Source organism: Dermatophilaceae bacterium Sec6.4 (assembly GCA_039636865.1).
Classification (GTDB): domain Bacteria; phylum Actinomycetota; class Actinomycetes; order Actinomycetales; family Dermatophilaceae; genus Allobranchiibius.
This window is the reverse complement of the sequence record CP144172.1, coordinates 3,468,958-3,483,215: the sequence shown is the minus strand read 5'-3', so window position 1 is coordinate 3,483,215 and position 14,258 is coordinate 3,468,958. Positions and strand designations below refer to the sequence as shown.

Annotated in this window: 12 protein-coding genes and 1 tRNA gene; 10 read left to right on the top strand and 3 right to left on the bottom strand. The window is 65.9% G+C overall.

What is annotated here, in order from left to right; all coding sequences use genetic code 11:
* Positions 1–45: 45 nt before the first annotated feature.
* From mfd to V3G39_16555, 8 genes are all read left to right on the top strand, one after another.
* Complete coding sequence (gene mfd / locus V3G39_16590) at positions 46–3,630, top strand: transcription-repair coupling factor (GenBank protein XAS76238.1); 3,585 nt, start codon at positions 46–48, stop codon at positions 3,628–3,630.
* Between the two features lie 55 nt (positions 3,631–3,685).
* On the top strand, positions 3,686–4,210 hold the full coding sequence (locus tag V3G39_16585; GenBank protein XAS76237.1) for a hypothetical protein: 525 nt from the start codon (positions 3,686–3,688) through the stop codon (positions 4,208–4,210).
* Positions 4,183–5,208: a MazG family protein gene (locus V3G39_16580; protein XAS76236.1), complete on the top strand. Its 1,026-nt coding sequence runs from the start codon at positions 4,183–4,185 to the stop codon at positions 5,206–5,208. Before V3G39_16585 ends, V3G39_16580 begins: the two co-directional genes overlap by 28 nt.
* Before the next feature lie 113 nt (positions 5,209–5,321).
* Positions 5,322–6,602: a phosphopyruvate hydratase gene (gene eno, locus V3G39_16575; GenBank protein ID XAS76235.1), complete on the top strand. Its 1,281-nt coding sequence runs from the start codon at positions 5,322–5,324 to the stop codon at positions 6,600–6,602.
* 129 nt (positions 6,603–6,731) lie between these two features.
* Entirely contained in the window at positions 6,732–7,157 is a 426-nt protein-coding gene (locus V3G39_16570) for a septum formation initiator family protein (GenBank protein XAS76234.1), read from the top strand.
* Positions 7,157–7,678: a DUF501 domain-containing protein gene (locus V3G39_16565; GenBank protein XAS78268.1), complete on the top strand. Its 522-nt coding sequence runs from the start codon at positions 7,157–7,159 to the stop codon at positions 7,676–7,678. Before V3G39_16570 ends, V3G39_16565 begins: the two co-directional genes overlap by 1 nt.
* 4 nt (positions 7,679–7,682) lie before the next feature.
* Entirely contained in the window at positions 7,683–8,651 is a 969-nt protein-coding gene (locus V3G39_16560; protein XAS76233.1) for an exopolyphosphatase, read from the top strand.
* A gap of 21 nt (positions 8,652–8,672) precedes the next feature.
* Positions 8,673–8,749 (top strand) — tRNA-Leu (locus V3G39_16555).
* 20 nt (positions 8,750–8,769) lie between these two features.
* Here V3G39_16555 and V3G39_16550 read toward each other — a convergent pair.
* Positions 8,770–9,939 (bottom strand): alpha/beta hydrolase-fold protein, encoded by a 1,170-nt coding sequence (locus V3G39_16550; protein XAS76232.1) that lies wholly within the window; start codon positions 9,937–9,939, stop codon positions 8,770–8,772.
* A gap of 208 nt (positions 9,940–10,147) precedes the next feature.
* On the opposite strand from V3G39_16550, the gene V3G39_16545 reads away from it, so the two are divergent.
* Entirely contained in the window at positions 10,148–11,062 is a 915-nt protein-coding gene (locus tag V3G39_16545) for a Bax inhibitor-1/YccA family protein (GenBank protein XAS76231.1), read from the top strand.
* An 83-nt stretch (positions 11,063–11,145) separates the two neighbouring features.
* Here V3G39_16545 and V3G39_16540 read toward each other — a convergent pair whose 3' ends face one another.
* Positions 11,146–11,484, bottom strand: coding sequence for a hypothetical protein (locus tag V3G39_16540; protein XAS76230.1), 339 nt, complete (start codon positions 11,482–11,484; stop codon positions 11,146–11,148).
* Positions 11,481–12,563, bottom strand: coding sequence for an SGNH/GDSL hydrolase family protein (locus V3G39_16535; GenBank protein XAS76229.1), 1,083 nt, complete (start codon positions 12,561–12,563; stop codon positions 11,481–11,483). The genes V3G39_16540 and V3G39_16535 overlap by 4 nt, the downstream gene beginning before the upstream one ends.
* A gap of 119 nt (positions 12,564–12,682) precedes the next feature.
* Between V3G39_16535 and V3G39_16530 the strand changes: the two genes are divergently transcribed.
* Complete coding sequence (locus tag V3G39_16530; GenBank protein XAS76228.1) at positions 12,683–14,059, top strand: cystathionine beta-synthase; 1,377 nt, start codon at positions 12,683–12,685, stop codon at positions 14,057–14,059.
* Positions 14,060–14,258: the final 199 nt, after the last annotated feature.

Genomic DNA, 14,258 nt, shown 5'->3' with positions numbered 1-14,258 from the left:
CTTTGAGTTCCGGGGTTTTTCGTGCTGTCGAACCGGAAGAATCCTGTGCGTCTTGACCCTCTGCTCGATCTGCTGGCCGATGACCCCGCCGTACGCCGGGTGCTGGACTTTCGCGGTACGGCCGATGTCGTCGACGTAGCTGCCGCACCCGGGGTTCGAGCTGCGATCCTCTCGCTGCTGACCCGCGATGGCGATGCGAAGCGGGTGCCGTTGCTGGCCGTGACTGCGACCGGGCGCGAGGCCGGAGATCTTGCCGACGCCCTGCGCAGCATGTTGCCGCAGCATGCGGTCGCGGAGTTCCCCAGCTGGGAGACCCTGCCGCACGAACGACTCAGTCCGCGCAGCGACACAGTCGGGCGCCGGCTTGCAGTGCTGCGGCGACTAGCGCATCCCGACGCGCAGGAGCACTCCGAGCACGGCCCGTTGGATGTGGTCGTTGCAAGTGTGCGCGCGGTGCTGCAACCGATCGCGCCGGGACTGGGCGATCTGCAGCCGGTCGAGCTGGGCCCGGGCGACGACGCCCGCCTCGAGGACGTCGTCGAAGCGCTCGCGGCGGCCGCGTATGCCCGGGTGGACATGGTTGAGCGGCGTGGTGACTTCGCCGTACGTGGCGGGATCCTCGACGTGTTCCCGCCCACCGAGGAGCACCCCCTGAGGGTGGAGTTCTGGGGCGACACCGTGGAGGAGGTCCGCTGGTTCAAGGTCGCCGATCAGCGCTCCCTGGAGATTGCCGATGGCGGGCTATGGGCGCCGCCGTGCCGAGAGCTGCTGCTGACCGACGACGTCCGTGAGCGCGCCCGCGAGCTCGCACCGGGCCTGCCCGGTGTGAAGGACATGCTGCTGAAGGTGGCCGAGGGCATTGCCGTGGAGGGGATGGAATCGCTGTCGCCGATTCTGCTGGGCGACGCCATGGTGCCGTTGCTGGACGTCCTGCGTGCCGAAACCCACGTGGTGCTGTGCGACCCGGAGCGCGTGCGCACCCGCGCCGCCGACCTGGTCACCACCAGCGCGGAGTTCCTGGAGGCCAGTTGGGCGAATGCGGCAGCGGGTAACACGGTGCCGGTGGATCTGCAGGGCACCCTGGGCACCGCGTCGTACTGGAGCCTCTCGCAGTTGCGCGACCATGCGTTGGTCACCGGTCGCCCCTGGTGGTCACTGTCGTCCTTCGCATCCGACGCCGAATTGGTGGAGTTTTCCGAGGATGATCTGCCGGGGGAGCGGATCACTCTGCATACCAAGGAGATTCCCGCCTACCGCAGCAACACCGAGAATGCCGTGCAGGATCTGCGCGGCTGGGCGGCCGGGGGCCAACGGGTGCTGGTCGTCACCGAGGGTCCCGGGCTGGCCAAGCGCGTGTTGGAGGTTCTCGCCGAAGCCAGCGTCGCCGCGCGAGAGCTACAGGATCTCGACGTCGGCATGGTCGAGGTCGCCACCGGATCCCTCGGCAACGGTTTCGCCCTGCCGTCCAGCAAACTGGTGGTGATCACCGAGACGGACCTCACCGGCAGTCGCGGTAGCGCCAGTACCAAGGACATGCGGCGGATGCCGGCCCGTCGCCGCAACGTCGTCGACCCACTGCAGTTGCGCCCCGGCGATCACGTGGTTCACGAGCAGCACGGGGTCGGCAAATTCGTGGAGATGATGCAGCGCACTGTCGGTGGCGCGACCCGCGAATACCTTGTCCTGGAGTACGCCGCGTCCAAACGTGGCCAACCGGGTGACCGGCTCTTCGTGCCGACCGACCAGCTGGATCAGATCACCCGCTATGTCGGTGGTGAGATGCCCACGCTGAACAAGATGGGCGGCTCGGACTGGCAGACGACGAAGTCGCGTGCCAAACGGCACGTTCGGCAGATCGCCGGCGAGCTGATCCGGCTCTACTCCGCGCGAATGGCGACCGAGGGCCATCGCTTCAGTCCGGACACTCCCTGGCAGCGGGAGCTGGAAGATTCCTTCGCCTACGTCGAGACCCCCGATCAGCTCTCCAGCATCGACGAGGTCAAGGCCGATATGGAGAAGTCGGTGCCGATGGACCGTCTCATCTGCGGTGACGTGGGCTACGGCAAGACCGAGATCGCGGTCCGGGCGGCGTTCAAGGCGATTCAGGACGGGAAACAGGTCGCTGTCCTGGTCCCGACGACGCTTCTGGTGAAACAGCACGTGCAGACCTTCACCGAACGGTATGCCGGGTTCCCGGTCATCGTGCGCGCTCTGTCGCGGTTCCAGACCGACAAACAGGCGCGCGAGGTGATAGAGGGCCTACGGACCGGCGCCGTCGACCTGGTCATCGGTACCCACCGGTTGTTGTCCAAAGAGGTGCAGTACAAGGATCTCGGCCTGGTGGTCGTCGATGAGGAACAGCGGTTCGGCGTCGAGCACAAAGAGCAGCTCAAGCAGATGCGCACGGCCGTTGACGTATTGGCGATGTCGGCGACGCCGATCCCGCGCACATTGGAGATGGCCGTTACCGGCATTCGCGAGATGTCAACTCTGGCAACACCACCGGAGGAGCGTCACCCTGTGCTCACCTTCGTCGGAGGATGGGACGAGAAGCAGATCGGCGCAGCCCTGCGACGGGAGCTGATGCGTGAGGGCCAGGTCTTCTTCATCCACAACAAGGTTGCCACCATCGAGAAGGCAGCCTCCAGGTTGCGCGAGTTGGTGCCCGAGGCCCGCATCGTGACTGCTCACGGAAAGATGGCCGAGCACCGGTTGGAAGACGTGGTCGTGGATTTCTGGGAGCGTCGCGCGGACGTGCTGGTCTGCACGACCATCGTGGAGACGGGTCTGGACATCGCCAACGCCAACACCCTCATCGTCGAGCGCTCGGATCTGATGGGGCTCTCGCAATTGCACCAGCTGCGTGGGCGGGTGGGCCGCGGCCGGGAGCGCGCGTATGCCTACTTCCTCTTTCCGCCCGAGAAGCCGTTGACCGAAACGGCCCACGACCGGCTGCAGACGATCGCCAGTCACACCGACCTCGGCGCGGGTATGCAGATCGCGATGAAGGATCTGGAGATCCGTGGCGCCGGCAATCTGCTGGGCGGCGAGCAGTCCGGTCATATTGCCGGTGTCGGTTTCGATCTGTATGTGCGGATGGTCGGTGAGGCTGTCGCAGACTTCCGCGGCGAGAAGGACACCTCGCCTGCGGAGGTCAAGATCGAGCTGCCGGTCGACGGGCATCTACCGCACGAGTACGTGCCCGGTGAGCGGCTGCGCCTGGAGGCTTACAAGAAGCTCGCTACCGTCGAGGACGAGCCCGGGTTGGCCGAGATCGAGGCAGAGCTGCAGGACCGTTACGGCACCCCGCCGGAGCCGGTGCGCAACCTGTTCGAAGTGGCTCGGTTGCGGATCGTGGCGCGTCAGGCCGGAGTCGGTGACATCACCTCACAGGGTCGATACATCCGTTTCGGGCCAGTGCAGCTGCGTGAGAGTCAGACCCTGCGACTGCAGCGGCTCTTTCCGGGTGCACTGGTCAAGGTGAACCAGGCCCTGGTGCCGACGCCGAAAACCGCGCCGGTCGGCGGGGTGCCGCTGCGCAACCTCGAAGTGCTGCGCTGGGCTGCTGCCGTGGTCAAGGCCGTACTACTGGACGACATCGCTGTCGCTGCGCAGACCGCAAGCGCATGAGGTTGCGCCAGGCTGGCATGATGGCCAAGCCAGATTCTGCAATGGAGGTCTATACGTGAGTACGTCGCGTCGCGCCACAGGCGCTGCCGCCCTACTTGTCATGGTTACCGGTGTTGCCGGCTGCGGGAGCAGTCAGCTCTTCCACGACAGCACGACCGCGGCCAGCTATCAGGGCGGGAGAGTCAGCGTCGATCAGGTGGACCAGGCGGTCCAGGGCATCAAGACGGCCTTCGGGGCCAACGCCGCGACCTTCGATGCGAAGACGGCCATCACCTACCTGTTGTTCGCCGACGAGTTCCAGCGCGTCGCCGGTGAGAACGGCGGTGCGGTTTCGGCTGCGCAGGCACGTGGCGAGTTTGCGCAGCGCAAGGTGAGCAACCCCTCGACAGCCGCTGTCACTGCACTGCGCAGCAATATCGCGCTCGGCAACATCGGCCGCAACCCGCAAGGCGTCGCCGAGATCAACAAGTTGCTCCAGCAGCAGTCGGTGCAGGTCAACCCGCGGTTCGGCACCTGGTCCAAATCCAACGGCGTCATCGCGACGAACGAACCGTGGATCCTCTCCGCGAAGAAGAGCTGAGTATCGCCTCGGAGCAGCAGCCAGCAGGAGCTGGCGCGTCGCTGTTCATTCTGCTCAGTTCTCCACGAGTCCCCGCCGGTGTGTTGACGCGCTCGGCCTGGCAGGTGCTCACATCGGCTGATGCGATCTACGCAGCCGACCTGGACGACGGGCAGGCGGCGGCCGTCCTGACCAGCGGACTCACGGTTCGAGTGGTTTCGGACACGGCTCCCGCGCATATCGCGCAGATGCTGGCACACCACCAGGGCCAGGTGGTGTGGATCGGCTCGACGGACGGCGACCCGGGCCTGACCGACGCGCTGGCGGCTGAGTGGACGGTGTTGAGTGACCCGCCCACCGTCGAGATGGTCGTGGGGTCCTGGGATCTGCCCGGCGCCCGACTCCTGGACGCGGTCACCGTGATGGACACGTTGCGATCACCGGGAGGTTGCCCCTGGGATGCCGAGCAGACGCACGACAGCCTGGCGAAGTACCTGGTCGAAGAGACCTACGAGACGCTGGAAGCCATTGAGAACCGCGATCGTCAGCATCTTGCCGAGGAACTGGGAGATGTGTTGCTGCAGGTGCTCTTCCACGCCCGCGTGGCCGCCGAGGACCAGCGTGAGCCTTTCGACATCGACGATGTTGCAGGCGCTCTGGTAGCCAAGCTGATCCGTCGCCACCCTCATGTCTTCGCTGATGGCGAGGCGAGTACGTCAGCTGAGGTCGAAGCTTCCTGGGAGCAGATCAAGGCAGTCGAGAAGTCCGATCGGGACAGTGCCGATCTACTTGCCGGAGTGCCGTCGAGCCTGCCGGCGCTACTCACGGCGCAAAAGCTGGTGACGCGACTGGCGCGGCGCGGTGCGGCGCCCGCATACGCCGACAGCACGGCGCTGGGCGCGAGATTGGTCGAGCTCGTGGTGGAGGCGAACGCAGCGGGCTTGAGCGCGGAGTCTTTGGTGCGACGTGAGGTTCACGACGTCGCCGCAACCTTCCGGGAAGCCGCCCGCGAGGTCTGAACCTCGCCTTCCTGAGGTGGTTCGTCTCATTGGCGGGTCGCGGCAGGGTGATCGGCGTAGCGCGGGCTAGGGTCGGAGCGTTCGTTTTCTGCCTCGTCCCAGGAGTGTTACCAGTGGCCACCATCGACGCAATTCTCGCTCGCGAGATCTTGGACTCCCGTGGAAACCCCACGGTCGAGGTCGAGGTCGTGCTGGATGACGGCACCGTGGGGCGGGCCGCGGTTCCATCCGGGGCATCGACCGGCGCTTTCGAGGCTGTCGAGCGTCGCGACGGCGACACATTGCGTTACCTCGGCAAGGGTGTGCAGGACGCCGTCGACGCAGTCGGGGAAGAACTTGCGCCGCACCTGCTCGGTTTCGAGGCCAGTGAGCAGCGGTTGATCGACGCCGAGATGATCGGTATCGACGGCACCGCCAACAAGGGCAATATCGGTGCGAACGCGATCCTCGGCGTCTCCCTGGCCGTGGCGCGCGCTGCCGCCGAATCGGCCGACCTGCCGCTGTTCCGCTACGTCGGCGGACCGAACGCGCACATCCTGCCGGTGCCGATGATGAACATCCTGAACGGCGGCTCGCACGCGGACTCCAATGTCGACATCCAGGAGTTCATGATCGTGCCGGTCGGGGCCGACTCCTTCGCCCAGGCGTTGCGTTGGGGCGCGGAGACCTACCACCACCTCAAAGCCGTGCTGAAGGAGAAGGGCCTGTCGACCGGCCTCGGTGACGAGGGTGGCTTCGCCCCGAACCTGGAGAGCAACCGCGCCGCGCTGGATCTGATCCTGGAAGCCATCGAGAAAGCCGGTTACCGACCGGGTAAAGACATCGGCCTGGCCCTGGATGCCGCTGCGAGCGAGTTCTACGAGGACGGCTCCTACCGGTTCGAAGGCGGTAGGAAGTCGGCCGAGGAAATGTCCGCGTATTACGCCGGACTTGTGAGCGACTATCCGCTGGTCTCGATCGAGGACCCGCTGCACGAGGAGGACTGGGCCGGTTGGACGACGCTGACCGGGCAGGTCGGCAGTCAGGTTCAGGTCGTGGGTGACGACATCTTCGTGACCAACCCCGAGCGCATCCAGCGCGGTATCGACACGAGCGCGGCGAACGCACTGCTGGTCAAGGTCAACCAGATCGGTTCCCTGACCGAAACGCTGGACGCAGTGACCTTGGCGCAGACCAATGGTTTCCGATGCGTGATGAGCCACCGGTCCGGCGAGACCGAGGACACCACGATCGCCGACCTGGCGGTCGCCACCAACTGCGGCCAGATCAAGACCGGCGCGCCCGCGCGTTCGGACCGGGTCGCAAAATACAACCAACTGCTACGTATCGAGGAAGAACTGGACGATGCGGCGATCTACGCCGGGTCCTCCGCGTTCCCCCGGTTCTCAGCCTGATCGGGCGGAGCACCGCCGATGCCACGCGATCAACGCACCTCCGGACCAGCGCGAGGCAAAGCCGCGTCCCGTCCCAGGGCTTCACGACCTGCAACGGGCCGTGGATCCCGGGACGGGCGGGGCGTGCGGATGCCCGTGCAGGCCACCGGCAGGGCTGCACGGGCGCGTCGAAATCCACGCTCGATGCGTCGCCTGACGGTCTTCGGCGCGCTCTTGGTGTTCCTCGCGGTGCTCATCACTCCGACGCTGCGCAGCTATCTGCATTCGCAGAATGAGATCGACGGCCTGCGTAGCCAGGTTGCTGCGCAACAGGCCGACATCACATCGATGCAGGCGCAGCAGCAGCGCTGGAACGATCCGGCCTACGTGAAGGAGCAGGCCGCGAAGCGCCTGGGTTTCGCCGCGCCGGGCGGCACCATCACGATTCTCGTCGATCCGAAAAACACACCGTCGAAGACCGGTGGTTCTGCAGCGGTCGAAGCGGCGACCGGTTCTGGGGCACACCCGTGGTACGGCCAGCTGTGGCAGTCCCTGGTTCGCACCCCACCCCGGTGATGTCGACCCCGGACGGCGACGTGCCGACCTCGATCGACGGCGCTGATCTGGTCGCCATCGAGCACCAGCTCGGGCGGGTGCCGCGCGGCGCTCTCAGCGTTGCGGCACGTTGTCCCTGCGGTTGTCCGACGGTCGTGGCCACGAGTCCCCGGTTGCCGGACGGTAGCCCCTTCCCGACGACCTTCTACGCGACCTGCCCACGGTTGACCGGCGCCATCAGTACCTTGGAGTCGCAGGGCATGATGCGGGAGATGACCGAGCGCCTCGGGCAGGACGAAGAACTGGCGGCCGGTCATCAGCGGGCTCACGAGGACTACCTGCGCCGACGCGCTCAGTTGGGGCAGGTCGAGGAGATCGCCGGGGTTTCAGCCGGTGGTATGCCGACCCGGGTAAAATGTCTGCACGTGCTCGTCGCCCACTCGCTCGCCGCTGGACCGGGTGTCAATCCACTGGGGGATGAGGCGCTCGCTGCCCTACCCCAGTGGTGGTCTGCGGGCTGTTGCGCCCCGTCAGGGGAGTAACCCGATGACCCGTATTGCGGCGATCGACTGCGGCACCAACACCATTCGACTATTGATCGCCGACAGTTCCGAGCGCGTGCCCGGTGCTGGCACCGGCGGCCTGCACGATGTCGTGCGACGTATGCAGTTCGTCCGACTGGGCCAGGGCATCGACGCCACCGGTCGAATTGCCCCCGACGCGATGCAGCGGACCCTGGACGCGGCACAAGAATATGCCGCGCAGTGTCTGCTGCTCGGCGTTGAACGGATCCGGTTCGTGGCCACGTCCGCCTCCAGGGACGCCGCGAACGCCGATGAATTCACGGCAGGTGTCCGGGAGGCTTTCGCGAGGTGGGGAGTGTCTCCCGAAGTGGTACCGGGCGACGTGGAGGCGCAGCTCAGCTTCCGGGGAGCGACCGGTGCGCTGCTCGCGGCAGATGTCGCGGCCCCCTACCTCGTCGTGGATCTCGGTGGCGGATCGACTGAGTTCGTCCGAGGGTCGCGCTCGGTGCAGGCGGCGCTCTCGACCGATATCGGTTCGGTACGACTCAGGGAGCGGCATCTGAGCGCCGACCCGCCCACGGCCGACCAGATCGCTGCCGCAACCCGTGACATCGACGCTGCCCTGGACAGGGCTCAGGACGTCGTCGGATTCGACCAGGTTGCCACCCTCGTCGGACTCGCGGGCACGGTGACCACGGTCTTCGCGCATGCACTGGAACTACCGGCGTACGACCCGGAGGCCATCGACGGGGCGACGCTGTCAGTGTCGGATGTGCTGGCCTCGTGTGCAGCACTCGTTCGCGCCGACCGGCAGGCCCGTATCGCAATGCCGTTCCTGCATGAGGGTCGAGTCGACGTCATCGCTGCCGGCGCACTGATCTGGAGCCGGGTCGTCAGCCGTGTCGCGCAGCGGGCGGGCATTACGCAGGTCCGCGCGAGCGAAGCCGACATTCTCGACGGCATCGCGCAGTCGGTGCTGGACCGCCCCTGACGTCGCAGCTATCCTGTCGTCGCCCTTGTAGCCCAATCGGCAGAGGCAGGCGACTTAAAATCGCCCAAGTGCGGGTTCGAGTCCCGTCGGGGGCACCATCCGTCGATTCTCACGATCCTCAGGCCGCGGGCGTTGCCGTGCTCGGCGACAGATGCGCGGAAAGCCACGCGAACGCCTGAGGCAACACCCTGCGATAGTCCGCGAAGTTGTGCGCACCGCCCTGTACGACGATCAGCTGAGACTGCATCGGCGGGCGCACCAGGCCGATGAATCGTCGGGTGTCTGTCAGCCCGTCAGAGCCACGCTCCAGTGAACCGACGCTGGCCAGCACGGCGATGGGCGGAATGGGCAGGTGCCGCAAGCGCCACTCGGGATCGTTGAGGTTGCGCAAGCTTTGCGATCCGCCCCACAGGCTGCCGGTGTTGTAGTCCCGGGTCGCCTGATAGTTGCCGGACAACGAGACGACCGTATTGAACATCTTGGGCGCCATCATTGCCATCTTGGTCGCGCAGTATCCGCCGGTCGAGTGACCCATCAGGCCCCAACCAGACGTTGTGGTGCGCAGATTGGCTTCAATCATGGCCGGGACGTCCTGCATGAAATACGTCGCTACCTGGGGTCCGTGGGGCACGTTCGTGCACTCGGTGTCCCGGGGGGGCACCAGGGCCGGGTTGAAGAAGACCATGATCATGGGCTTCGCGGTGCCTTTGCCCATGGCGGTGAGAAGCGCATCCGGATACCGGATGTTGCGGATGAGCTGCTTGACGTATCCGGGGTATCCGGTGAAGACCTCGACGACCGGGAAGTTCGTGTTCGCGTATTTGGGCTGGAAGTACTGCGGGGGCAGGTAGACCAGAGCGTCGGCGTTCAACTTGGATTTGACGCCTTTGATCTCCACCGAGCCGACCTGACCTTTGGTGGCGTACTGATTCGGGGTGGACCACGAGGTCGGGCTCAGGCCTGTCGGCCGGCCTGCTTTGGGATTCTTGGCCGAACCCTTCTTCGGGGTGGCGGCGTTCCATGAGGCGCCACCGGCTGCGGTCGCGGTCGTCAGCGTGGTGCCGCCACCGAACAGGTCGTTCCATGATCCGTAGAACGACCCCCAGTTGTTGACAGCTACGGCCGCCACCAGGATCGCGAGGGCCTGCGCGAGCACCACCAGGAATGCCCGTTGCGCGGTGCGGGCCAGGATCGGACCCCACCGCGGTTTGTAGAAGATGGCAGCCCCCGTCGCCACCACGAGTGCCACCGCGAGCAGCGTGAGAAAAAGTCCCCCAGTCAAAGCCATTGCAAGAGGGTATGAGTTTGATGTGAGAATTTGATGAGAGGACCACGAAGAACAGCTGATCCCAGGGCAGATCCGGCTGGTTCCGGGGCCGAACGTCATTGGCTGGCCGGGCCCGGGGCTGCGTCGGCGGGCAGTCGTGGACGCCGGTCGTCCTAGAATATGAGCAGGCGTGTGCCGCTCAGGCAGACCGTTCGGCTTCGGAGGAGCAATGTCCAACAACCCGGTGTTCTCGCGGTTCGATCGCGAGCTGTCGCAGGGCAAGTACGCCGAATTCGGTCAGCCGCGGTTCGGCCGACGCGGCCAAGGTGCGCCGTATCAGCCGCCGGCTCGCGACCCGTACGGCGCTCCGGTGGCCGGCTACGGCCAACAGGCCCCGCAGGGCTACCACCAGGCTCCAGTCCCTGATAAGGGCCAGCAGCAATGGGCAGGTGCACCGGGTCCTGCAGCCAGTGGTCGGGCCATGACCCTTGACGATGTCGTGGTCAAGACACTGATCCTCTTCGCGATCCTGGTGGTGTCCGGTATCGCTTCCTGGTTCGTCTCCGAGGGCAACCGGTCCGTGGGCGTGGCGCTGTGGATGGGCGGCATGGTCCTGGGTTTGGGTCTCGGCTTCGCGATTGCCTTCATGAAGAAGGTGTCGGTACCGCTGATCCTGCTCTACGCCGTCATCGAGGGCGTCTTCGTCGGTGCCGCCAGCCAGTTCTTCAACTCCATGTGGCCCGGCGTCGTGGCGCAGGCCCTGCTCGGCACCGCATGCGTATTCGTCGCGATGTTCGCAGGTTGGAAGTTCGGCCTGGTGCGAGTTACCGAGCGCAGTCGCAAGATCTTCTTTTTCGCGGCGATGGGTTACCTGTTGTTCGGAGTGGTCAACGTGGTGTTGTCCTTCACCGGGGTGCTGGGGCAGTTTGGATTCTTCGGGATGGGCGGCATCGGCATTGCCCTGTGTCTGCTGGGTATAGCGCTCGCGTCGTACTCGTTGGCGGTCGACTTCGACTCGATCACCCGTGGAGTGCAGGCCGGGCTGCCCGAGAAGTACTCATGGCTGATGGCGCACGGCCTCATCGTGACGATCGTCTGGCTGTATCTGGAGCTGCTGCGGTTGCTTGCACGGATGCGGAACTGAAGTCCGCCCCGTACGACCAAGGGTCGGCATCGCTGATGCGGTGCCGACCCTTCGTCAAACGGATCAGTGCAGGTGTTGTGCCCTCAATGCAATTGCGCCAGCAGCTCTTTCAACTGGTCGACGACCACGGCGCTCGGGACGGAGCCGGTGTGGCATGCGTCGTAGACCGCCACCGTCAGCTGGTCGATAGCGACAGCTGGGCCCAGATCCGGGAGCGCAGACGTCGTTTCTGACGAAGTGGCGCTCAGGTCGACCCACTGCTGTGCCAGCCGGCGTACCACGTCGCTTCGTCGCTGCGCGGTGGCCAACGGCAACTGACGCCATCGCCCGGTTACCCGGTCGAGTGCCGCGCGCACGCCGTCGGGCCGGGGGTCTTGCAGGGCCGCGGCCCCATCCGCAGCATCGCCCGTCGACGCCGTCACGAGGTGGCGTTCGATGGGCCGACCCTCGGGTCGTGTGGTGTGGGTGGCTGCAGGTCTTGGACCGCCGCGGTATCCGGCGGGATCGTTGCGGGCATCGCAGTGCGGTGACGTCGTAGCAGCACCGCCCAGCGACCTTGTCGCCCGCGCTCGTCCCCGCGCACCTGGGTGCCGACAACTTCGGTACCAGGATCGCGTGCTGCGTGCATGGCGGCTACCGAGACCGGGTTCACCCCTTCACCGCGGCGGACGTCCGGGCTGCGACCGGTGTCCACTGATACGAAGCCGAGTGAGTCCAGCACGCTGGGAAGCAGCGCCGACGCGGCTCGGGCGTAGCCAGCGGCGGAGGGGTGGAAACGATCCGCGCTGAACATCACCTGCGGGATGTTCTGGAACTCGTGGCCCAACAGGTCCCCCAGCGACACGGTCCGTCCGCCGTGCTCTACGACTGCGACGGTCTGGGCCGCCGCCAGATCGCGAGACCACCGTCGGGCGAGTTGACGCAACGGCTGGGGCACCGGGCGGACGGCGCCGAGGTCGGGACAGGTGCCCACGACCACCTGCGCGTCGGCGGCGCGTAGCGCGTGGACCGCCGAGGCGAGGTGTTGCACTGAAGTCGCTCTCGGTAGCCGATTCGCGACGTCGTTCGCGCCGACCATGATGATGCAGATCGCGGGGTGTGGCACCAGCGACAACGCTTCATCGACCTGACGGTCCAGGTCGGTTGAGACAGCCCCGATAACGGCGACGTTGGTCAGTCGCACCGGTCGGCCGGAAATGGCGGCGAGCGCGTTGGCGTTGACCGCGCCGACCGTCTGACTTGGAATGTCCGCTCCGAGCCCCTTGGCACTGGAATCACCCAGGACCAGCAGGTCCAGTAATTTGCCCGGGCCGGACCCGTAGGTGCCCTGGTCATCGGGTGCGCCGTCGAAGTGGTGCCCGACCAGGCGCCGCGCCATTGCCGCTTCACCCCTGAGGACCGCCCAGCCGGTGACGGCGATGCCTGCGGCGCTCACGGCGCCGATGCCCCCGCCGTACGCCGCGCGGGAGGCGATCTTGCGTGCTCTGCGCGCTCTGCCCATCTGCGTGCGTACCTCCCTGACGGCGAGCCTCGATGCTGGCGTGACCTGTTGGCTCGATGGTCTCACTCGTTCGGTACGTCCAGGTGTCCAGTAGTCGAAGAGCCTGCCACGATGGGGACATGAGATACGCCGAACATATTGCCGACCTGGTCGGTAACACCCCGCTGGTCAAGCTCAACCGCGTGACTGAGGGCATCGCTGCGACTGTCCTGGCCAAGGTCGAATATCTCAATCCCGGTGGGTCGGTGAAAGATCGGATCGCCCTCGGGATGATCGAGGCCGCTGAGGCATCTGGTGCGCTGCAGCCGGGCGGCACGATCGTGGAGCCGACATCCGGCAACACAGGAGTGGGACTCGCACTCATCGCGCAGCGCAAGGGGTACAAGTGCATCTTCGTGTGTCCGGACAAGGTGGGCGAGGACAAGCGGCGGGTGCTGCGGGCCTATGGGGCCCAGGTCGTAGTCACCCCGACCTCGGTGGCACCGGACCACCCTGACAGTTACTACTCGGTTTCGGACCGGATCGCTGCCCAGACGCCCGGAGGGTGGAAGCCTGATCAGTACTCCAATCCGCAGGGGCCACTGGCGCACTACCGCACGACGGGTCCCGAGATCTGGGCCGACACCGACGGCGAGCTGACCTCGTTCGTGGCAGGCGTCGGTACGGGGGGCACCATCACCGGCACCGGCCGCTATCTGCGTGAGATCTCAGCCCACCAGGGTGAGCGCCGGGTGAAGATCGTCGGCGCGGATCCGGAAGGGTCGGTCTACTCCGGTGGCGACGGACGGCCCTACCTGGTGGAGGGCGTCGGAGAAGACATGTGGCCGGCGGCGTACGACCCGAGCGTGGTGGACGAGATCATCGCGGTTTCCGACGCTGAGTCGTTCGCCATGACGCGACGCCTCGCCGAAGAAGAAGGGCTGCTGGTCGGCGGATCATGCGGGATGGCAGTCGTCGCCGCACTACGCCACGCCGCCACCCTGCCGGCCGAGGCGACGGTCGTGGTCCTGCTGCCCGATTCCGGGCGTGGTTACCTCGCGAAGATCTTCGATGATCAGTGGATGTCCTCCTACGGGTTCCTCAGTGCCCATGGTGAACGCACGGCGGGGGAGTTGCTCGCCAACAAGGCCGGGGAGTTGCCCGACCTCGTGCACACACACCCGAGTGAGACGGTCCGGGACGCAATCGCGATCCTGCAGGAATACGGGGTCTCCCAGATGCCTGTGGTCAAGGCCGAGCCGCCGGTCATGGTGGGTGAGGTCGCAGGATCTGTCAGCGAGAGGTCGTTGCTGGATGCCCTGTATGGGGGAAGAGCCAGTCTGACCGACCCGGTAGGCAGCTTCATGGAGGCGACGATGCCTTTGGTGGGCAGCGGCGAGTCGATCTCCCAACTGCGCACCCATCTGGCGTCATCGGATGCTGTTCTGGTGGTTGCGGATGGCAAGCCAACCGGCGTGCTGACGCGGGCCGACCTGCTCGGGGAGTTCGCCGTATAGGGCCAATCCCGGTGTTTACCAGTGGTTTCGGGCCTTCTGCGCGCCGATTTGCCAACGTCGCAGAAGGTGCCGTACTGTTCCACATGTCGCAGCAACACAGCGGCAGAGCGAGTTTGCAGAGGGCATAGATCACCTGCTAGATTCACTCTTGTTCGAAGCCAAGTGCGCGAGGACCTCGGTCTGACGCCCAAGATTTCGG